At 70.8% G+C, this 20,110-nt stretch carries 16 protein-coding genes; 11 read left to right on the plus strand and 5 right to left on the minus strand.

All coding sequences use genetic code 11. The annotated features are described in order from the left end of the window. Positions 1–45 precede the first annotated feature (45 nt). From J2S55_RS29375 to mug, 3 genes are all read left to right on the plus strand, one after another. The gene (locus J2S55_RS29375) at positions 46–1,209 is read left to right on the plus strand and encodes a VLRF1 family aeRF1-type release factor (protein WP_306867635.1); all 1,164 of its coding nucleotides are present in this window, start codon (positions 46–48) and stop codon (positions 1,207–1,209) included. Between the two features lie 263 nt (positions 1,210–1,472). After that, positions 1,473–2,882 (plus strand): sugar porter family MFS transporter, encoded by a 1,410-nt coding sequence (locus J2S55_RS29380; protein WP_306867638.1) that lies wholly within the window; start codon positions 1,473–1,475, stop codon positions 2,880–2,882. A 140-nt stretch (positions 2,883–3,022) separates the two neighbouring features. Further along, the gene (gene mug, locus J2S55_RS29385; RefSeq protein WP_306875616.1) at positions 3,023–3,508 is read left to right on the plus strand and encodes a G/U mismatch-specific DNA glycosylase; all 486 of its coding nucleotides are present in this window, start codon (positions 3,023–3,025) and stop codon (positions 3,506–3,508) included. A gap of 31 nt (positions 3,509–3,539) precedes the next feature. On the opposite strand, the gene J2S55_RS29390 is transcribed toward mug, so the two are convergent. Next, on the minus strand, positions 3,540–4,073 hold the full coding sequence (locus J2S55_RS29390; protein ID WP_306867640.1) for a DUF1707 SHOCT-like domain-containing protein: 534 nt from the start codon (positions 4,071–4,073) through the stop codon (positions 3,540–3,542). A gap of 7 nt (positions 4,074–4,080) precedes the next feature. Beyond that, the gene (locus tag J2S55_RS29395; RefSeq protein WP_306867642.1) at positions 4,081–4,833 is read right to left on the minus strand and encodes a PadR family transcriptional regulator; all 753 of its coding nucleotides are present in this window, start codon (positions 4,831–4,833) and stop codon (positions 4,081–4,083) included. A 216-nt stretch (positions 4,834–5,049) separates the two neighbouring features. Here J2S55_RS29395 and J2S55_RS29400 point away from each other — a divergent pair, with 216 nt between their 5' ends. Further along, a complete protein-coding gene (locus J2S55_RS29400) occupies positions 5,050–6,306 on the plus strand; it encodes an MFS transporter (RefSeq protein ID WP_306867645.1) in 1,257 nt (418 codons plus the stop codon). Positions 6,307–6,468: 162 nt separating this feature from the next. Here J2S55_RS29400 and J2S55_RS29405 read toward each other — a convergent pair whose 3' ends face one another. After that, positions 6,469–8,430 (minus strand): ricin-type beta-trefoil lectin domain protein, encoded by a 1,962-nt coding sequence (locus J2S55_RS29405; protein WP_306867648.1) that lies wholly within the window; start codon positions 8,428–8,430, stop codon positions 6,469–6,471. Positions 8,431–8,641: 211 nt separating this feature from the next. Here J2S55_RS29405 and J2S55_RS29410 point away from each other — a divergent pair, with 211 nt between their 5' ends. From J2S55_RS29410 to J2S55_RS29440, 7 genes are all read left to right on the plus strand, one after another. Beyond that, entirely contained in the window at positions 8,642–9,370 is a 729-nt protein-coding gene (locus J2S55_RS29410) for a metal-dependent hydrolase (RefSeq protein ID WP_306867651.1), read from the plus strand. 186 nt (positions 9,371–9,556) lie between these two features. Next, on the plus strand, positions 9,557–12,328 hold the full coding sequence (gene acnA / locus J2S55_RS29415) for an aconitate hydratase AcnA (RefSeq protein ID WP_306867654.1): 2,772 nt from the start codon (positions 9,557–9,559) through the stop codon (positions 12,326–12,328). Positions 12,329–12,519: 191 nt separating this feature from the next. After that, entirely contained in the window at positions 12,520–13,122 is a 603-nt protein-coding gene (locus J2S55_RS29420; protein WP_306867657.1) for a TetR/AcrR family transcriptional regulator, read from the plus strand. Between the two features lie 828 nt (positions 13,123–13,950). Next, positions 13,951–15,066: a sugar ABC transporter substrate-binding protein gene (locus J2S55_RS29425; RefSeq protein ID WP_306867660.1), complete on the plus strand. Its 1,116-nt coding sequence runs from the start codon at positions 13,951–13,953 to the stop codon at positions 15,064–15,066. Between the two features lie 62 nt (positions 15,067–15,128). Next, complete coding sequence (locus J2S55_RS29430) at positions 15,129–15,893, plus strand: ATP-binding cassette domain-containing protein (protein ID WP_306867663.1); 765 nt, start codon at positions 15,129–15,131, stop codon at positions 15,891–15,893. Next, positions 15,890–17,137 carry a sugar ABC transporter permease gene (locus tag J2S55_RS29435; protein WP_306867665.1) on the plus strand — a complete coding sequence of 416 codons (1,248 nt, stop codon included), beginning with the start codon at positions 15,890–15,892 and terminating at the stop codon, positions 17,135–17,137. The genes J2S55_RS29430 and J2S55_RS29435 overlap by 4 nt, the downstream gene beginning before the upstream one ends. Before the next feature lie 35 nt (positions 17,138–17,172). Beyond that, the gene (locus tag J2S55_RS29440; protein WP_306867667.1) at positions 17,173–18,378 is read left to right on the plus strand and encodes an ROK family transcriptional regulator; all 1,206 of its coding nucleotides are present in this window, start codon (positions 17,173–17,175) and stop codon (positions 18,376–18,378) included. A gap of 85 nt (positions 18,379–18,463) precedes the next feature. Here J2S55_RS29440 and J2S55_RS29445 read toward each other — a convergent pair whose 3' ends face one another. Both J2S55_RS29445 and J2S55_RS29450 read right to left on the minus strand, forming a co-directional pair. Continuing rightward, positions 18,464–19,072, minus strand: a complete 609-nt coding sequence (locus J2S55_RS29445) for a hypothetical protein (protein WP_306867669.1) — start codon at positions 19,070–19,072, stop codon at positions 18,464–18,466. 216 nt (positions 19,073–19,288) lie between these two features. Continuing rightward, the gene (locus J2S55_RS29450) at positions 19,289–20,068 is read right to left on the minus strand and encodes a neutral zinc metallopeptidase (RefSeq protein ID WP_306867671.1); all 780 of its coding nucleotides are present in this window, start codon (positions 20,066–20,068) and stop codon (positions 19,289–19,291) included. Positions 20,069–20,110 lie beyond the last annotated feature (42 nt).

Raw genomic sequence — 20,110 nt, forward strand, 5'->3', positions numbered from 1 at the left:
CATACAGGTCCATATCGTTGGAGGCCGGACCACCAGGGGGGCGTCATGAGATTCGATCGTGCGGCTCTGCGGGACGTCGTCGCCATCCACGACGACAAGGGAGTGCTGTCGTTCTACGTGACCGCCGACCCCCGGGAGGAGGCGGCGGTCCGGCCCGCGTGGCGGATCCGCTTCGGCAACCAGCTCACCGAACTGCGGGAGCAGGTCTCGGCCGACGGGGACCGGGCGCGGCGGATGGCCGTCCTCAAACGGCTGGAGGGGCTGGACCAGGAGCTCGGGCTGCTGCTCAACCCGACCGAGTCGGGGCTGGGGCGGGTGCTGTTCGCGCCGATCAGCAGTGACGAGGTGTGGACCTTCTCCTTCCAGCTGCCGGTCGCCGACCAGATCGTGCTGGAGTCGACGGCCTACGTGCGCCCGCTGGTCAACACGGTCGAGACCGCGCCGCCGGCCGGCCTCGTGCTCGTCTCCCGGGACGGGCTGCGCATGATCGACTATCGGTACGGCACGGCCGAGGACGCCGAGCGGGCGTACTTCGAGGTCTCCGCCGAGGACTGGCGGCAGATGCGCGGCCCCGCCGCCTCGGAGCTCGCCCGGCAGGGCGCGGCGCACCGGGACAGGTTCGAGCGCCGGGTCGAGGACAACCTCACCAGGCTGGTGCGCGCCGCCGCGCCGGACGTCGCCCAGCAGGCCGAGAGCCGGGGCTGGACCACGGTCGTGCTGGTCGGCGACGTCCAGCTGACCGAGGTCGTGGCGGCGGAGCTGACCGGAGACGTCATCCAGATCGACGCGGTGGTCGACTCGCTGCCCCCGGCGAAGATCGCCGAGTACGCGGAACCGCAGCTGCTGGCCGCCCGGACCCGGCGTGCCACCGAGCTGGCGGAGCGGGCCAAGGACGCCGCCCTGTCCGGGGGGCGCGGGGCCCTCGGCATGGGAGACACGCTCAACGCGCTGAACGAGAGCCGGGTGGCGCAGCTGCTGCTGGCCGAGTCCCGCGAGTGGAGCGGCAGCCGTACGGCCGACGGGCGGCTCTGGCCCCCGGACCAGGTCCCGCAGGGGGAGTCGGAGCAGACGCTCGTCCAGGAGCCCAGGATGGGCGAGCGCATGATCGAACGGGCCCTGGACATCGACGCCGAGGTGATCGTGCTGGACCAGCAGGCGTCCGAGGCCCTGGCCGAGTTCGACGGGCTCGCCGCGATCCTGCGCTGGTAGCCGCCGATCCCACGGGGCCGCCGCGACCTCGCGGGCCCGCCCCCATCCCCGGGGGCGGGCGTCCGCCGTGTCCGGGCACCGGCTGCGCGGGCCGGGAACCCGAGAGCCGCGCTGATCCACAGCGGGACGCTGTGAGACACTCTCCATTAAGTCGAATTACGTTTTCGCAGCTCATGTCGTGAACAAGCCCCCCGGACCGGATCGGGTGCGATCTCTCGCGGTCGATCCAGGGATACCTGCGTTCTTCGGGGGAAAGGACCGTCATGGTCGGCACCGCCTCTTCGGGCACATCCAGCGAGCACCTCGGACACGTCGTCTTCATCACCGCCGCAGCGGCGCTGGGCGGGTTCCTGTTCGGCTACGACAGCGCCGTCATCAACGGCGCCGTCACCGGGATCCAGAAGCACTTCGGGGTCGGTCCGGTCCAGATCGGCGTCGTGGTGGCGATCGCGTTGCTGGGATCGGCGGTGGGCGCGTGGATCGCCGGAGGCATAGCCGACCACTGGGGGCGCACCAGGACCATGCAGGTGGCCGCACTCCTGTTCGCGGTCAGCTCCGTCGGCCAGGCGCTGCCGTTCGCGATCTGGGACCTGGCCTTCTGGCGGGTGCTCGCCGGCGTCGGGATCGGCATGGCCTCGGTGATCGGCCCCGCCTACATCGCCGAGGTCGCGCCACCCGCCTACCGGGGCCGCCTGGGCTCCTTCCAGCAGCTCGCGATCGTGCTGGGCATCGCGGTCTCCCAGCTCGTCAACTACGCGATCGCGAAGACGGCCGGGGGCAACGTCAACAACGAGCTGTTCGGCCTGCAGGCGTGGCAGTGGATGCTCGGCGCCTGCCTGGTCCCCGCCCTGCTCTACCTGCTGTTCTCGACCATCATCCCCGAGTCGCCGCGCTATCTCATCGCGGTGGGCAAGACGGAGCAGGCCCGCCGGGTGCTCCGGGAGGTCGAGGGCGACAACGTCGACCTGGACACCCGGGTGACGGAGATCTACAACCTGCTGCGCAGCGAGCACCGGCCCCGGATGCGTGACCTGCGCGGCCCGGCGCTGGGGCTGCTGCCGATCGTCTGGATCGGCATCCTGCTCTCGGTCTTCCAGCAGTTCGTCGGCATCAACGTGATCTTCTACTACTCGGCGTCGCTGTGGCAGTCGGTCGGGATCAACCAGAGCGACTCACTGCTGATCAGCTTCTCCACCTCGATCATCAACATCGTCGGCACGTTCATCGCCATCGCGCTGGTCGACCGGATCGGCCGCAAGCCGCTGCTGCTGATCGGTTCGGCGGGCATGGCGGTCTCGCTCGCCGTGGCCGCGTGGGCCTTCAGCGCGGGGGTCCGCACCGGGGCGGGCGTCAGGCTGCCGGAGACGCAGGGCACCGTCGCGCTGGTCGCCGCGCACGTCTTCGTGCTGTTCTTCGCGCTGTCCTGGGGTGTCGTGGTCTGGGTGCTGCTCGGCGAGATGTTCCCCAACAGGATCAGGGCCGCCGCGCTGTCGGTGGCCGCCTCCGCCCAGTGGGTGGCCAACTGGCTGATCACCGTCTCCTTCCCGTCCCTGGCGGCGTGGAGCCTGGCCGGGGCCTACGTGGGCTACGCCTTCTTCGCCGCGCTGTCCTTCTTCTTCGTGATGTTCATGGTGCGGGAGACCAAGGGGCGCAGGCTGGAGGAGATGGGCTAGGGGCCGTGCCCGTGCCAGAGGTGAACCCCGTGCCCCCGGCGGAGCCCTCCGCCGCCGCGCCCCCGGCCGCCCCCGCCGTCAGGGCCGGGCCGCCGACGCGGGCCGAGCTCGACGCGGCCAGGGACCGGACGGTCGGCGACGTGCTGGGGCCGTCGCTGGAGGTGCTGTTCTGCGGCATCAACCCGGGGCTCTACTCGGCGGCCACCGGCTGCCATTTCGCCCGGCCGGGCAACCGCTTCTGGCCCGCGCTGCACCGCTCCGGCTTCACTCCCCGGCTGCTGACCCCGGCCGAGCAGGATCTGCTCCCCTCCTTCGGGCTGGGCATCACCAACGTGGTGGCGCGGGCCACCGCGCAGGCGGCCGAGCTGTCAGCGCGGGAGCTCCGCGAGGGCGGCGAGCGGCTGGCGGAGCTGGTCGCCGAGGTCGGGCCCCAGGTGGTGGCGGTGGCCGGGGTGACCGCCTACCGGATGGCGTTCGCCCGGCCGAAGGCGGCGATCGGACCGCTGGAGGACAGGATCGGTGGCGCGAGGGTGTGGGTACTGCCCAACCCGAGCGGCCTGAACGCCCACTGGACGCTGGAGCGGATCGCGGGGGAGATGCGACGGCTCCGGGAGTCCCTGCGCTGACCGGGCCGGGGCGCCCGGCGGCCGGGGGTGTTCAGTGGCCGGGGCGGCCGGTCCGGGGGTGGTGCCACCGCCTGCGGCGGAGCAGGCCCAGCACGGCCACCGCCAGCCAGGCGGCGAAGACGAACTTGAGCGACCAGAACCCGGCGGTCGCCACCCCGACGACCAGCATCAGCATCAGGAAGGGGGCGATCGGCGGCCCGCCCCGGCGCCCCGTCCGGTGGTGCCAGGCCGCGTGGTGGTGCCAGGCGGCGGGGTGGCGGCCCGCCCGGCGGGGACCGCGTCCGTGGTGGCCGCGGCCCCCGTGCCACGGCCCGGGCCGGCCGGGCCCCCAGTCCTCCCATCCGTGCTCGGGAGCGTCCTGATCTCCGTGGCGGGAGCCGTACAGGTCAGGCAGGTCCGCCGAGACCAGGGCCAGCTCCCCGCCGGTGCGCGCGGCCAGGGTCCGTTCGATGCGTTCGTCGAGCTCCTCGTGGGTCAGGCGGCCCTGCGCGTAGTGCTCGCGCAGGGCCGTCATGGCCGTGTCACGCTCGGCGTCTCCGATGCGGAGGTCGTCCCGGGACGTCATCGGATGCTCACTCCTCGCCGGAGTCGCCGTCGGCCAGGATCTGGTACAGCTTGCGGCGTGTCTCGGTCAGGATCTGCTGGGCCTGGCGGATCTGCGCGTCGCTGCCGGTCTGCAGGATCTGGAACATGGCGAATCCCGACTGGCGGGCCAGGTTCATCAGCTCCCAGGTGCTGTCGTCGACGTCGGGTGTCATCTCCTCCCAGGGCGCGCGCACCTCGTCGGCGTGCTCGGCCACGTAGGTCCGGCCGGCCTCGGTGAGCCGGAAGGACTTGCGGCCGTCGCTCTCCTCCGCCAGGACCAGGCCCTCGTCGGTGAGCTGCTGCAGCGCCGGGTAGACCGCGCCGGGGCTGGGCTTCCAGCCTCCCTGGCTGCGCCGGTCGATCTCCTGGATGATCTGGTAGCCGTTGCGCGGCTCCTCCGACAGCAGGGCGAGGATCGCGGCGCGGACGTCGCCCCGCTTCGCCTTGCGCCCCCGGCCGAACGGCGAGCGTCCGCCGAACGGGCCGCCGCGCCCCGGGCCGCCCCTGCCGAAGTCCCACGGGAAGGGGCCGCCGGGGAAGGGGCCGCCGCGGCGCCCCCGGTGCCGGTGCTCGTGGGAACCCCATCCGTGCGGGCCGGGCCCGCCGTGGTGAGGCTCGTCCTGCTGCCAGCCGGCGGCCATGTTCCGCCAGGCCTCCCTGGCGGCGCGTCTCATCTGGCGCCGCACCTCGTGCGGGATGGCGCCGGTCCAGTGACCGCCCATCGTGTGTGCGGAAGTCATGGTTCCTCCACCTGTCGCGACCGTCTTTCGATCGTTCTCGATGCTTCAAAGATATATCGAGAGCGTTCTAAGAACAAGCTATTGAGGTGATATGGGGGTTTTGGCTGGTCGGGGGCGGTGGATCCCTGCGGCTTCCACCCGGCCGGCCGAACGGCTAAGGTGTGACCATCTAAAGGCTTTAGGTGGTTACTATGATCTTCTGGGTGAGGCGGGGACGTGACAGTGCGGCGTAACGAGAGGGTGCTCGTCGGGTTCACCGTGGCGACCAACCTGGCCGACGGGGTGGCGAAGGTCGTGCTCCCGCTGCTGGCGGTCGGGCTCACCGACTCGCCGGGCCTGGTCGCCGGGGTGGGGCTCACCCTGACGCTGCCGTGGCTGCTGGCCTCGCTCCATGTCGGGGTGCTCGTCGACCGCGGCGACCGCAGGCGGCTGGCGGCCGCGGCCAACCTGGTCAGGCTCGTGGCCGTGCTGGGCCTGCTGGCGGCCGTCGCCGCCGGCGCGCTGTCGCTGCCGGTGCTCTACCTGGCGGGCCTGTCCATCGGCCTGGCCGAGGTGGTGGCGTCCTCCGCCGTCGGCGCCCTGGTCCCGGCGGCCGTGCCGCGGGGGCGGCTCGGTCCGGTCAACGCCTGGATCGCCGGCGCCGAGACCGTGGCCAACGAGTTCGCCGGGCCGGCCATCGGTGGCCTGCTGGCCGGCGTCGGCGCCGCGCTGGCCCTGGGCTCGTCGGCCGCGGCCTTCGCCCTGGGGGCGGTGCTGCTCGCGCTGCTGGTCGGCCGGTTCCGCGTGAGCGCCCCCGGGGAGGGAGACTCCGGCCGGCCCCTCCGGCCGGGGAGGGTCCGGGAGGAGATGGTCGAGGGGCTGGCCTTCCTCTGGCGCCACCGCCTGCTCCGCACGATGTCGCTGACCATCGCGGCGCTGGTGGCCTGCTGGAGCGCCTGGCTGGCGCTGCTGCCCTCCTACGCCGTCCGGGTGCTCGACCTCGACCCGGCCGGGTACGGCCTGCTGCTCGGCTCGATCGGGGTGGGAGGACTGCTCGGCGCGGTGCTCGTCACCGCGGTCAACCGCCTGCTGGGCGTGCGCTGGGCGCTCTTCGCCGACCTCGTCGGCACCATCGTCATGATGACCGTCCCGGCGGTGTTCCCCGAGGCCTGGGCGGTCGGCGCCGCCGCGCTCCTGGGCGGCATGGGCGGCACCCTCTGGACGGTCAACAGCCGCACCATGGCCCAGATGATCGTCCCGGACCGGCTGCTCGGCCGGTACGGCGCGGCGGCCCGCCTGCTGACCTGGGGGACGCTCCCCATCGGCGCCGGCCTGGCCGGCCTGCTGGCCGAGATCATGGGCCTGACCGGGACTTTTGCGGTCTTCGCCGGGGTGGCCGCGCTGCCTGTCATACCCTTCCTGATGATCGTCACCGAAAGTGAGATCGCTGTCACCCAGCGAAGAAGTGAGCTAGATCACGCAATTCTCGGCTGATTTCGGAACAAGCATCGAGACCTGCACGTTACAAAGGACATAGACGGGATTCGTTCCGTGCCGGAAGGGCTGGGGGGTGCTTTCGGTGCGGAACGGTCCCGTCTGTCGTTTCCGGGATGTGCGGGCGGCCGGCCGGAGATTCTCCGGCCGGCCGCCCCTCTCTCAGTAGATGTCCGCGGTCAGGAATTTCCACGGGTCGGGCGCCCGGCCCGCACCGGCGCTCCACCGCTGCCCCGCGGCCCGCTGGAGCACGACCGCCGAGCCGTCCGAGGTCCCGGCCGCCGCGATCGCCCATCCGGTGTCCTTGCGCGACAGGAACGTCCCGTCGGTCAGGTCCCACCGCATCGACGCCGAGTACTGGCCGACCGCCGAGGAGCAGTGCGCCACCTGGATGGGCTGCCCGGCCGTGACCGTGCCCCCCTCCAGGTCCACGCAGAGGCCCGGGTCGGCCAGGTTGTGCAGCTGCCCGGAGACCGGGTTGTGGGCCCAGAACTGGTCGGCTCCGCCGTCGCAGGTGTACAGCAGCAGGTTCGCGCCGCTCGCCGGGGCGCCGCCGGGCACGTCCAGGCACTTTCCGCCCGACTTGAGCTCGGTGTAGGCCAGCGCCTTCTTCGTCTCCCAGGTGAACACCTGCCGGGAGTCGCCGGAGTCGCAGGGGGCCAGTGTCAGCCGGTCGCCGTGGGCACCACCGGGGAGCGTGGCGCACAGCGTGGGCGCGTCGGCGGCGTGCAGGCGCGCGCCGTCATGGGTCCAGCGCTGGGCGGGGCCGCCGTGGCAGTCCCACACCTGGATCGCGGTGCCCGCGGCCAGCCGGCCGCCGTCGACGTCCACGCAGCGGTCGTGCGAGAGCTCGGTGTGCAGGGTCCTGCGCGCCGGGTCGTACCAGAACGCCTGGTTGCGCGTGCCCTCGCAGGCCCAGCCGATCAGCTTGCGGCCGTTGCGCGTGGAGTTGCCGTCCACGTCCAGGCAGTCGCCGGTCGCGCCGCTCCTGAGCTGCCTGAACTCGGGCAGGCCGGGGTAGAGCGCCGGGGTGAGCGTGCCGGCGGGGAGCATGCAGGTGGCCTGGGTGGCGTCGGCGGCGTAGAAGCGCCCCAGGCAGGCGCCGAACGCGGCGTGCCCGGCGGAGTTCGGGTGGAAGGACTGCTGGGTCGCCCGGGGGTTGAACAGGTCGCCGTTCACCGCGTGCAGCCCGGTCACCCAGGGGCCGTCCATGCAGACCTCGCGGCCGTGGAAGAGCCGGCTCGCGTCCAGGTAGCGCGCGCCGGCCAGGCTCGCGGCCCTGCGGATGCCCTGCTCGAAGATCGGCACCGCCTTGTTGCGGGCGAAGGCCAGGTCGGAGAGATAGCCGAGACAGCCGCCGTTGTACCAGCCGGGGAAGTTCGGGTTGTCCTCCACGTCCGGGCTGGCGGGGCCGGGGTAGCTCATGGCGATGAGCTGGTAGTCCGCGGGCGTGTAGCCGGCCTCCGTCATGATCTGCCGGACGTCGCGCAGGGCCTTCTCCACCCGGGGCACGATGAAGTCGATCCGGCCGGCCCAGGTCGAGGAGTGCGCGGGCCAGCAGTTCCCCCTGAACAGGACCCGTCTCTCCACGCACCCGGTCATGGTCGGCCCGAACTCGGGGCCTCCGGTGTCGTTGGCCCCGGCCACCACCGTGATCATCTCGATCCGGGTGTTGCGGGCCTTGATCGCCAGGTTGTCGCCCTGGTTGAGCTCGTCGTACTGGTGGGTCCCGCCGATGGTGATGTCGTTGGTCTGCGCGCCGGAGCAGGCGAGGTTGAAGGTCACGTCGGCCGGGATGCCGGTGACGTGGACGGCGGCCTTCTTCGACCGGTGGCACCAGTTGTCGGGCCCGTCCGTCCCCGGCTCGTAGAGGGAGCGGTCGAAGGCGCCCTCGCCGGAGATCTCGCTGTCCCCCAGCGAGACGAGCCCGGTCTTGCGCTGGTCCATGGGGCGGATGGCCTCGTCGCCGTAGAGCTTGACGGCCTCGGCCCTGCGGACGGTCTCCAACTGCGGAGGGAGTGGACTGACCTCGTTCTGTGCGGCGTGCGCCGCGGGGGCGGCGAGGACGGCGCCGATGACCGCGACGAGCGCGGCCATGACGGGTCCGGGCAGGCGGAGGGGCATGGGGGGTCACCTCTCGCGTAGGGATGGGAGGTCGGGACAAGCGCTTGTTACCTCAGGTAACCCCAGAATCCAGAAAAGGTGAACAGCGCTCATGTATCGGATTGGTCTCGCCCTCCCGACGCGCCGATGATGCAAAATGGCACGGTCCCTTGCTTGACGCGGGCTTTGCCGTACAGTCGCTTAGCGTGATCTTGATAGGAGTGTTCGGCCGATGATGGGACACACGCACGCGCTGACGGGGGCCATCGCCTGGCTGGGGGTGGCGCCGACGCTCGCGGCCCTGCCGCTGCTCACCGAGTCCTCCCGGTTCATCGAGACCGGCGTCATGGCGGACGCGCTCACCCCGGCCGAGTTCGTCGCCGGGGCGCTGGTCTGTTCCGGGGCCGCGATGCTGCCGGACCTGGACCACCCCAGTGCCACGATCGCCCAGACCTTCGGCCCGGTGACCTGGGGGCTGAGCAAGGCCGTCGCCTGGCTGAGCGGCGGTCACCGCAACGCCACCCACTCGCTGCTGTTCGCCATCGCCGCCGGGTTCGGCGCCCACTACCTCGCCAACACCTATCCGATCGGCCGCGACATCCTGGTCGTGCTGCTCATCGGCCTCGCGCTGCGGTCGATCGGGATCGGCGTCCCGGGCAAGAAGTTCGCCTCCGCGATGGTCAACATCGCCCTGACGGTCGGGCTGTTCGCGGTGTTCCGCAGCGACAACGTGGGCTATGCCTGGCTGGGGCTGGCGGTCGCGGTCGGGTGCCTGACCCACGTCGTCGGCGACTGCTGCACCGAGAAGGGCTGTCCGGTGCTGTGGCCGATGAAGCAGCGCTGGCTGCTGCCGTGGAAGATCGGGATCAAGACCGGCCGTGCCTTCGAGCAGAAGTTTCTCGCCCCGGTACTTTCCGTGGTCGTTCTCGGGCTGCTGTACTTCCGGCTCGCCCCGCTCTGAGCATACTGAGAGGTAACTTGATGTCGAGATATCTCTAGGGATATCTTGATGTCGAGACATCCGCTGCAACCTGTGGCCACCGGTTAGGCATACCTAACTGACGTGGGCACTCCGACGGTGCGGCAGGATTCAATTGCGCCTTTTATGGTGGCGCGCCGGACAACTGGGTGATGAGGGAGGCGAACCGTGTCCGCGAACAGCTTCGGCAGCCGTGACACGCTCCGCGTCGGTGACGCGGGATATGAGATCTACCGGCTGGACGCCGTCGAGGGGTCGGGGCGCCTCCCGTACAGCCTGAAGATCCTTCTGGAGAACCTGCTCCGCACCGAGGACGGCGCGAACATCACCGCCGACCACATCCGCGCCCTCGGCCAGTGGGACCCCGCGGCCGCGCCGAGCGTGGAGATCCAGTTCACCCCCGCCCGTGTGATCATGCAGGACTTCACCGGCGTCCCCTGCGTCGTGGACCTGGCCACCATGCGCGAGGCCGTCCGCGACCTCGGCGGCGACCCGGCCAGGATCAACCCGCTCGCCCCGGCCGAGATGGTCATCGACCACTCCGTCATCGTCGACTTCTTCGGCGGCCCCGACTCCTTCCAGCGCAACGTCGACCGGGAGTACGAGCGCAACCGCGAGCGCTACCAGTTCCTGCGCTGGGGCCAGACCGCCTTCGACGAGTTCAAGGTCGTCCCGCCGGGCACCGGCATCGTGCACCAGGTGAACATCGAGCACCTGGCCCGCGTGGTGATGGTCCGCGACGGCAAGGCGTACCCCGACACCTGCGTCGGCACCGACTCCCACACCACCATGGAGAACGGCATCGGCGTCCTCGGCTGGGGCGTCGGCGGCATCGAGGCCGAGGCCGCGATGCTCGGCCAGCCGATCTCCATGCTGATCCCGCGCGTGGTCGGCTTCAAGCTGACCGGCAAGCTCCCCGCCGGGGCCACCGCCACCGACCTGGTGCTCACGATCACCGAGATGCTGCGCAAGCACGGCGTCGTCGGCAAGTTCGTGGAGTTCTACGGCGAGGGCGTCTCCAGCGTGCCGCTGGCCAACCGCGCCACCATCGGCAACATGAGCCCCGAGTTCGGCTCCACCTGCGCGATCTTCCCGATCGACGGCGAGACGATCAACTACCTGCGCCTCACCGGCCGCTCCGAGGAGCAGGTCGCGCTGGCCGAGGCCTACGCCAAGGCCCAGGGTCTGTGGCTGGACCCGGAGGCCGAGGAGCCCGTCTTCTCCGAATACATCGAGCTGGACCTGGCCACGGTCGTGCCGTCCATCGCCGGTCCCAAGCGCCCGCAGGACCGCATCGCGCTGTCGGAGGCCAAGAGCGCCTGGCGCGCGGCCGTCAAGGACTACGCCCCGAGCATCCAGGGCCCGGCCGACGAGGCGTCCGCCGAGTCGTTCCCCGCCTCCGACTCCCCGGCGATCTCCCACGACGGCAACGGCGACAAGCCGCACGCCCCCGGCCTCAACGGCGACCGCCCGCGCAAGCCGGTCCAGGTCACGCTGGCCGACGGCACGAGCTTCGAGATCGACCACGGTGTGGTGACGATCGCGGCCATCACGAGCTGCACCAACACCTCCAACCCGTACGTCATGATGGGCGCCGCGCTGCTGGCCAAGAACGCGGTCGAGAAGGGCCTGACCCGCAAGCCGTGGGTCAAGACCTCCCTCGCCCCGGGCTCGCAGGTCGTCACCGGCTACTTCGAGCGCTCCGGCCTCCAGCCGTACCTCGACAAGGTCGGCTTCAACCTGGTCGGCTACGGCTGCACCACCTGCATCGGCAACTCCGGCCCGCTGCAGGAGGAGATCTCCGCCGCCATCCAGGACAACGACCTCGCGGTCACCGCGGTGCTGTCCGGCAACCGCAACTTCGAGGGCCGGATCAACCCCGACGTCAAGATGAACTACCTGGCCTCGCCGCCGCTGGTCGTCGCCTACGCCCTCGCCGGCACCATGGACCTCGACCTGAACACCGAGCCGCTGGGCACCGGGACCGACGGCGAGCCGGTGTTCCTGGCCGACATCTGGCCCTCGCCGGAGGAGGTCTCGGCGGTCGTCGCGTCCTCCATCGACCAGGAGATGTTCCTGCGCGACTACGCCGACGTGTTCAAGGGCGACGAGGCCTGGCAGGCGCTGCCGGTGCCGACCGGCGACACCTTCGAGTGGGACCCGGCCTCGACCTACGTCCGCAAGGCCCCCTACTTCGACGGCATGCCGGCCTCCCCGGAGCCGGTGACGGACATCTCCGGCGCCCGGGTGCTGGCCAAGCTGGGCGACTCGGTCACCACCGACCACATCTCCCCGGCCGGCTCCATCAAGCCCGGCACCCCGGCGGCGGAATACCTGCGCGAGAACGGCGTCGCGGTCAAGGACTTCAACTCCTACGGCTCCCGCCGCGGCAACCACGAGGTGATGATCCGCGGCACCTTCGCCAACATCCGGCTGAAGAACCTGCTGCTCAACGGCGTGGAGGGCGGCTACACCCGCGACTTCACCCTTGAGGGCGGCCCCCAGTCGTTCATCTACGACGCTTCGGCCAACTACCAGGCCGCGGGCATCCCGCTCGTCGTCCTGGCGGGCAAGGAGTACGGCTCCGGCTCCTCGCGCGACTGGGCGGCCAAGGGCACCGCGCTGCTCGGCGTCCGCGCCGTGATCGCCGAGTCCTACGAGCGCATCCACCGCTCCAACCTGATCGGCATGGGCGTGCTGCCGCTGCAGTTCCCCGAGGGCGAGACGGCCGAGTCGCTGGGGCTGACCGGCGAGGAGAGCTTCGACATCGTCGGCGTCGAGGAGCTCAACAAGGGCGGCATCCCGCAGACCGTGACGGTCAGGGCCGGTGACAAGCAGTTCCAGGCGGTCGTGCGCATCGACACCCCCGGAGAGGCGGACTACTACCGCCACGGCGGCATCATGCAGTACGTCTTGCGCTCCCTGCTCGCCAAGAGCTGACGCAGGGGGGCGGAGCCGCACGTAAGCTCCGCCCACGACAGGGGGAACACCCCGGACGTGAGCCGCCCGGCGGGACATCATCCCGCCGGGCGGTTCCGCGTCCCGGCCCCCCGTGGCCGTCGGAAGGATGATGCCACCAAGTGGCAAAAAGAAGTCAAAGAGCAACCGCCCCTCAGGGGTAAGATGGCGTCATGACCATGCCGCTCCGTGAGCGTAAGAAGCTCCGCACCCGCAAGGCGCTGACGGACACGGCCCTGCGGCTGTTCACGGAGAAGGGCTACGACGCCACGACGCTCGACGAGCTGGTCGACGCGGTGGACGTGTCCAAGCGCACGTTCTTCCGCAACTTCCCCTCCAAGGAGGATGTGGCGCTGGCCGCCGACACCGAGCTGTGGTCGACGTGGCTGCGGGAGGTGGACGCGCGTGAGCTCCAGGGGCCGCTGCTGGCCTACCTGCGGCAGACGCTCGACGTGAGTCTCGGCGAGATGGACGACGACTGGGAGCGGCGTTTCCTGGCCGCCCGCGCGCTCTGCGCGAAGGTGCCGTCGGTGCAGGCCCACAGCCTGCGATACTGCAACGACACCACCGGGGTCGCCGTCGAGCGGGTCGGCGCGCGTGCCGGGCTCGCGGGAGACGTACGGCTCCGCCTCGCGGTGGAGATCATGATCGCGGCCTGGCGGTGCGCGGCTCTCGAATGGACCGAGACGGGCGGCGCGGGCGGGCGTCAGGGGCTCGGCCGCCTGCTCGACGAGACCTTCGCCGCCGTGCCCGACAGCATCGTCCTGTCGATCTGACCCCGGCCGCTCCGGACCCGGCTGCCCCGGCCCCGGCTGCCCCGGATCCGGCCGCTCTGGACTCGACTGCCCCGGCCCCGGCCGCCTTGGATCCGGCCGCTCCGGACCCGGCTGCCCCGGCCCCGGCCGCCTTGGATCCGGCCGCTCTGGACTCGACTGCCCCGGCCCCGGCCGCCTGAACCTGGCTGCTCCGACCGAGCCGGACCGCGCCGGGTTGAGCTGTGCCGGGCTGGACCCGTGTCGGATCGTGCCGGGTTGAGCCATGCCGGGTTGAGCCGTGCCGGGTTGAGCCGTGCCGGGCTGGGCCGTGCTGGGTTGGACCCGTGTCGGGTCGTGGCGGGCTGGGCCGTGCCGGGTGGACCCGGGTTGAGCCGGGCCGCGCTGAACCGGGCGGTGCTGGGCTGGACCGTGCCGGATTGGGTAGTACTCAGATGAGGCCGGGCTGAATCCCGCCGGACCGGGTGGTGCGGGCCTGCGACCAGGCGGACCGGGTCGGGTGACCTGAGCCCGTCGCGCCGGTCCTGCCGCTCTGGGAGCGCGCCGGCTCCGCCGTCCCCTGGGGGGGCGGGGCGCGATCCCCGGCCGGGCCGCGGCGTCGGCCGCCTCGCTGACCGTCCAGAGCGCACCCGGTTGAGTCCGCGTTTCTGGATTGTTACCGGCCACAACAAACTTTACCCACCGGGGGGCTGGCGTTCCTGGCCAATGGCGGAATACGTTGCCGCAAACAACATTCAACGGAACGGCTAGCCGAGATCCGGGGGCCGCGCCGGCGAATTCACCGTGCCCCACCCAGACCCCCCAACTTTTCGAAGAAAGGACCCGTGCACCATGCGCAAGGGGATCCTCAGCCTGACCGCCGCTGCCGCGGCGATGACCCTCGGTCTCACCGCCTGCGGGGGCGAGAGCGGCGACACCACCACTGCCCAGAACAGCGCCGCCCCCGCCGAGAGCAAGGCAGCCGGAAAGATCGGCGTCATCCTGCCGGACAGCAAGTCCTCCGCCCGCTGGGAGACCGCGGACCGCAAGTATCTGGAGGAGGCGTTCAAGGCCGCGGGCGTCGCCTACGACATCCAGAACGCCCAGGGTGACAAGACCCAGTTCCAGACCATCGCCGACCAGATGATCACCAACGGTGCGACCGTGCTGATGATCGTCAATCTGGACAGCGGCACCGGAAAGGCCGTCCTCGACAAGGCCAAGTCCCAGGGCGTGGCCACGATCGACTACGACCGGCTGACCCTGAACGGCGGCGCCTCCTACTACGTCAGCTTCGACAACACCAAGGTCGGCACCCTGCAGGGCGAGGGCCTGGTGAAGTGCCTGACCGACAAGAAGGCCGACAAGCCGATCGTGGCCGAGCTCAACGGCTCACCCACCGACAACAACGCCACGCTGTTCAAGAACGGCTACGACGGCGTGCTCAAGCCCAAGTACGACGCCAAGGAGTACGTCAAGGGCCCGGACCAGTCCGTGCCGGACTGGGACAACGCCCAGGCGGGCACGATCTTCGAGCAGATGCTCACCGAGCAGCCGAAGATCGCCGGCGTGCTGGCGGCCAACGACGGCCTCGGCAACGCCGCCATCACGGTGCTGAAGAAGAACAACCTCAACGGCAAGGTCCCGGTCACCGGCCAGGACGCCACCGTGCAGGGCCTGCAGAACATCCTCGCCGGAGACCAGTGCATGACGGTCTACAAGGCGATCAAGAAGGAGGCCGACGCGGGCTCCCAGCTCGCCATCGCGCTGGCCAAGGGTGAGAAGCCCACGGTGAGCGGTTCGGTGAAGGACACCGAGAGCGGCGCGGACGTGCCCGCGGTCCTGCTCGACCCGCAGGCCATCTTCCTCGACAACGTCAAGGACGTCGTCACCGACGGATACGTGACCAAGGACGAGCTGTGCACCGGCGAGTACGCCGCCAAGTGCACCGAGGCCGGAATCCAGTAACGCGCCGGGGGCACGGCCGGCGGCGCTCCGCCGGCCGTGCCCCCGCATCCGAGGAGCCACACATGACCCCCGTTCTGGAACTCCGCAGGATCGACAAGAGCTTCGGTCCCGTACAGGTCCTGCACGACGTCGCCTTCTCCGTCTATCCCGGGGAGGTGACCGCCCTGGTCGGCGACAACGGCGCGGGCAAGTCCACCCTCGTCAAGTGCGTCGGCGGCATCCACCCGATCGACTCGGGCGAGTATCTCTTCGACGGCAGACCCGTCCAGATCCACAGCCCGCGCGACGCCGCGGACCTGGGCATCGAGATCGTCTACCAGGACCTCGCGCTCTGCGACAACCTCGACATCGTCCAGAACATGTTCCTCGGCCGCGAGCACAAGCGCGGCATCGTCCTCGACGAGGACACGATGGAGGAGATGGCGGCCAGGACCCTGGAGAGCCTGTCGGTCAGGACCGTCAAGTCCATCCGCCAGCACGTCGCCAGCCTCTCCGGCGGCCAGCGGCAGACCGTCGCCATCGCCAAGGCCGTGCTCTGGAACAGCAAGGTCGTCATCCTCGACGAGCCCACCGCCGCCCTCGGCGTGGCCCAGACGGCACAGGTGCTGGAGCTGGTCCGCCGCCTCGCCGACCAGGGCCTGGCCGTCGTGCTCATCTCGCACAACATGAACGACGTGTTCGCCGTGTCCGACCGGATCGCGGCCCTCTACCTCGGCCGGATGGCGGCCCAGGTGAAGACCGCCGACGTCACCCACGCGCAGGTCGTCGAACTGATCACCTCTGGCCGGAGCGGGGACCTCGGCCTCACCAACGGAGTCACGGTATGAGCGCCACGATTTCCCCCGAGCGCAGGGCCGAGGCACCCTCGATCAGCGCCAACGTCCGCGGCTACGCCGAGCGGGTGCGCGGCGGCGACATGGGCGCGCTGCCCGCGGTGTTCGGCCTGGTGGTGCTCTGCACGGTCTTCGCCCTCCTGCGCCCCTCCTTCCTCACCGCGGGCAACTTCGCCAACCTGCTGACCCAGGGCGCCGCGGTCACCGTGATCGCCATGGGCCTGGTCTTCGTGCTGCTCCTCGGCGAGATCGACCTGTCGGCGGGCTTCGCCAGCGGCGTCTGCGCCTCGATCCTGGCGATCCTGCTGACCAACCAGGGGCTGCCCTGGTATGTGGCGGTGGCCGCGGCCATCCTGGCCGGCGTGGTGATCGGCGCCACGCTCGGCTCCATCGTCACCAAACTCGGGATCCCCTCGTTCGTGGTGACCCTCGCCGCCTTCCTGGCCTTCCAGGGGCTCGTCCTGCTGCTGATCAAGGGCGGCACCATCATCGCCATCCGCGACGAGACGATCCTCGCGGTCGCCAACAAGAACCTCCCGCCCGCGCTGGGCTGGGCGCTGCTGGCCGCCGGAGTCGTCGCCTACGCCGGGCTGCAGCTGCTGCGGGCGCGCAAGCGGATCGGCCGGGGCCTGACCTCCGACCCCATCTCGCTGATCGCGGTCCGGGTGGGCGCCCTCGCCCTGCTCGGCGGGGTCGCGGTCTACTTCCTCAACGTGGAGCGCAGCCGTAACGCGGCCGTCGTCTCGCTCGCGGGCATGCCGATCGTGGTCCCGGTCATCCTGGTGCTCCTGCTGATCTGGACGTTCGTGCTCCGCCGTACCGCGTTCGGCCGTCACCTCTACGCGGTCGGCGGCAACGCCGAGGCCGCGCGCCGGGCGGGCATCAACGTCGACCGGATGAAGATCAGCGCGTTCGTGATCTGCTCGTCGATGGCCGCCGTCGGCGGCATCATCGCCGCCTCCCGGGCCAGCTCGGTCGACCCCAACACCGGCGGCAGCAACGTGCTGCTGTACGCGGTGGGCGCCGCCGTCATCGGCGGGACCAGCCTGTTCGGCGGCAAGGGACGGGTGCTGGACGCGATCCTCGGCGGCACCGTGGTCGCGGTCATCGAGAACGGCATGGGCCTGATGGGCTACAGCTCCGGCGTGAAGTTCATGGTCACCGGTTCGGTCCTGCTGCTGGCCGCCGGGGTGGACGCACTGTCCCGCAAGCGGGCGGCAGCCACTGGTCTAAGGTGATCAGCGACCCCGACCCCCCGAAGGAAACCCAAACGATGCGGGCTGGCCCCTCCCAGGAGGAGATCCGGCGCCACAACCTCGGCGCCCTCCTCCGCCACGTGCACCTCGGCGGCCCGACCTCGCGTGCGGAGCTCACCAGCCGGATGGGGCTCAACCGCAGCACCATCATGGCCCTCACCGCCGACCTGACCGCCGCCGGCCTGGTCAGGGAGGAGCTCCCCAGGGAGACCGGCAGGGCCGGGCGCCCGTCCCTCGTGGTGCGCCCGGAGTCGGCGCGGGTCTACGTCTTCGCCCTCGACGTGGGCGTCGACCGGCTGGTCGCGGCCCGTGTCGGCCTGGGCGGCACGATCCTGGACCGCCGCGAGGCGGTACGGCGGCGCGGGCCGTTCTCACTGGAGGAGATCGTCGGCCCGCTGGCCGGGTTCGCCCGGCAGATGCACCGCAAGACCCGGCCGGACACGGTGTGCGTCGGGGTGGCGGCGGCCTTCTCCGGCGGGGTGGGCCGCGCCGACGGGGTCATCAGGTTCGGGCCGAACATGCACTCGGTGGACGTGCCGCTGGCCGAGGAGATGGCCCGCAAGCTGGCCCTCGGCCTGCCGGTGACCGTCGGCAACGACGCCAACCTCGCCGCCCTCGCCGAGCACACCCGTGGGGTCGGCGTCGGCTGCCGTGACCTCATCTACCTCCACGGGGACGTGGGCATCGGCGGCGGAGTGATCGTCAACGGCCAGCTCCTGGGCGGCCACGCCGGCTTCGGGGGGGAGGTCGGGCACATGATCGTCAACCCCAAGGGCCGTCTCTGCGGCTGCGGCTCGCTCGGCTGCCTGGAGGCCGAGGCGGGGGAGCGGGCCGTGCTGGAGGCCGCCGGCCGCTCCGGCACGCACCAGCTGGGCAGGGACGCCGTCCGTGACGTGGTCGACGCCGCCGACCGCGGCGACATCGTCGCGCAGGCGGCGCTCAGCCGCGTCGGCGACTGGCTCGGCCTGGGCGTCGCCAACCTCGTCAACGTGTTCAACCCCGAGATGGTCATCTTCGGCGGCATGCTCCGCGAGGTCTACCTCGGCTCCGCCGCGCAGGTCCGCAGCCGCCTGGCCGTCGACGCCCTGCCGCCCTCGCGTGACGGCCTCCGCCTGCGCACCTCGGCACTCGGCGATGACGCCACCCTCGTCGGCGCCGCCGAGCTCGCCTTCGCCCAGGTTCTCGCCGACCCCCTCGAAGTCCTCGCCCGCGCGGGCTCCTGACCCCCCGTACGGCCGCGGCGGAGCGGACCGGGGACGGACAACCGCCGGCACCCCTCGTCCGAGGAGTGCCGGCGGCCGCCGCGTGTCACTTGATCAGGCCGGCCACCAGGTTGCGCAGCTCGACGTGACCGGCCTTGAGCTCGGCCACGTCGTCCTCGACCCGCCGCGTCGAGGTCTCCAGGTTCCCGACGGACCGCTTGACGGAGGCCATGTCCGAGCGGAGCTCGTTCTGGCCGCTCTGCAGGTCGGTGGTGGCGATCCGGAGTCCGGCGACGTTCGCCCGGAGCTCGTTCTGGCCCCTGCGGAGCTCGTCCTGGCCCCTGCGGAGGTCATCGGTGACGGCCTTGAGCCCGGTCATCTCGGTCTTGAGTCCGGTCATGTCCGTCTTGAGTTCGGTCATCTCGGTCTTGAGTCCGGTCATGTCCGTCTTGAGTTCGGTCATCTCGGTCTTGAGTCCGGTCATGTCCGTCTTGAGTCCGGTCATGTCCGTCTTGAGCCCGGTCACGTCCGTCCTGAGTCCGGTCACGTCCGTCCTGAGCCCCGTCACCTCCGTCCGCAGCTCCGTGGTGACCGTGCGCAGGTCGCCGAGCACCTCGAACATCGCCGAAGTCATCGTCCTGTTCTCCTCCGTCCGCAGGTGGAGCACGGCCACGTCGGTCTCCAGGGCCTGCAAGCGTGCGTCTGTCGCGTTCAACGCGTTCTTCTCCTCGCCATCGAGCGATCGGGGGGCCGACCCTGGTGTTGCCGTGGCGCGGAGGCGTTCAGGTCGGTAAGGGCACGATACTCCGAGTCGGCGGACGGTCGCCGTCCGTGTCCGGTGCCGGGGTGGCGCACGCCGTACCCGGGTAGAGGAAAACCACCCGGCGCGCGGCTGTGGGACGGCGGCGGGTGGCTCTCGGCGCGGTGGGGGTCAGGCGACCTTGGACCTGGGGGCGGAGAAGGTGTTGCAGGCGCCGGGGCTCTCCTGGTCGAAGCCACGCTTCAGCCAGTAGGCGATGTTGGCGGCCTTGCCGTGGGTGGCGGTGTCGTAGGCGGCGCGCAGGACGTAGGTGAAGTCGGACTCGCGGCGGTTCAGGGACTGCCAGACGCTGCCGATGAAGGCGCCGCTGAGGCACTCGGCCTGGAGCTCGACCTTGCGGAGCTCGGGGAGGAATGCCTTGTCGTTCTTGTAGTGACGGCTCTCGACGGCGCCCATGATCCCGGACAGCTGCTGCACGTGGTGGCCGTACTCGTGGGCCATCACCTGGAACAGGAACAGCTCGGTCGACTGGGAGAGGATCCCCGGGTCCAGGAAGAAGGTGATCTTCTTGTTGGCCGGGCAGTAGACCGCCTGGGCGCCCTCGGGGAACGCGCCGCAGCCGGTGGCGCGGCCGATGCGCGAGATCGTCTCCAGCCTGGGCTTGGAGAAGGGCAGCTTCGCCTTGGAGAACTGGTACTCCCAGCTCTCGTTGAGGCAGTCCATCAGGAACTCGAGGTAGACCCGTGAGGAGTCGAGGTCATTGGGGATGACGGGCTGTTCCTCGCACTGCTTGAGCTCGAGCTGCCCTGTCTTGTAGATCGGGTTGGCGGTCAGGGCCGTCTTGCCCGTGGGCGCCGGTCCGGACCGCTCCGCGACGCCTGCGCCGGCCGTACCGGTCAACAGCAGGCTTGCGAGCAGGCCGGACAGCACGGCGATGAGGGGGGTACGCATGATCCCGAACCCTAGTAGAGGCGCAGGTGGGGGTAAAGCGAA

The organism is Streptosporangium brasiliense (assembly GCF_030811595.1).
GTDB classification, from domain to species: domain Bacteria; phylum Actinomycetota; class Actinomycetes; order Streptosporangiales; family Streptosporangiaceae; genus Streptosporangium; species Streptosporangium brasiliense.

Bases quoted from the DNA above. Each gene is read 5' to 3' on its own strand.
- J2S55_RS29375 (WP_306867635.1), top strand. From the start codon at position 46: ATGAGATTCGATCGTGCGGCTCTGCGGGACGTCGTCGCCATCCACGAC.
- J2S55_RS29380 (WP_306867638.1), top strand. From the start codon at position 1,473: ATGGTCGGCACCGCCTCTTCGGGCACATCCAGCGAGCACCTCGGACAC.
- J2S55_RS29390 (WP_306867640.1), bottom strand. From the start codon at position 4,073: ATGACGTCCCGGGACGACCTCCGCATCGGAGACGCCGAGCGTGACACG.
- J2S55_RS29395 (WP_306867642.1), bottom strand. From the start codon at position 4,833: ATGACTTCCGCACACACGATGGGCGGTCACTGGACCGGCGCCATCCCG.
- J2S55_RS29405 (WP_306867648.1), bottom strand. From the start codon at position 8,430: ATGCCCCTCCGCCTGCCCGGACCCGTCATGGCCGCGCTCGTCGCGGTC.
- J2S55_RS29410 (WP_306867651.1), top strand. From the start codon at position 8,642: ATGATGGGACACACGCACGCGCTGACGGGGGCCATCGCCTGGCTGGGG.
- J2S55_RS29420 (WP_306867657.1), top strand. From the start codon at position 12,520: ATGACCATGCCGCTCCGTGAGCGTAAGAAGCTCCGCACCCGCAAGGCG.
- J2S55_RS29425 (WP_306867660.1), top strand. From the start codon at position 13,951: ATGCGCAAGGGGATCCTCAGCCTGACCGCCGCTGCCGCGGCGATGACC.
- J2S55_RS29430 (WP_306867663.1), top strand. From the start codon at position 15,129: ATGACCCCCGTTCTGGAACTCCGCAGGATCGACAAGAGCTTCGGTCCC.
- J2S55_RS29435 (WP_306867665.1), top strand. From the start codon at position 15,890: ATGAGCGCCACGATTTCCCCCGAGCGCAGGGCCGAGGCACCCTCGATC.
- J2S55_RS29440 (WP_306867667.1), top strand. From the start codon at position 17,173: ATGCGGGCTGGCCCCTCCCAGGAGGAGATCCGGCGCCACAACCTCGGC.
- J2S55_RS29450 (WP_306867671.1), bottom strand. From the start codon at position 20,068: ATGCGTACCCCCCTCATCGCCGTGCTGTCCGGCCTGCTCGCAAGCCTG.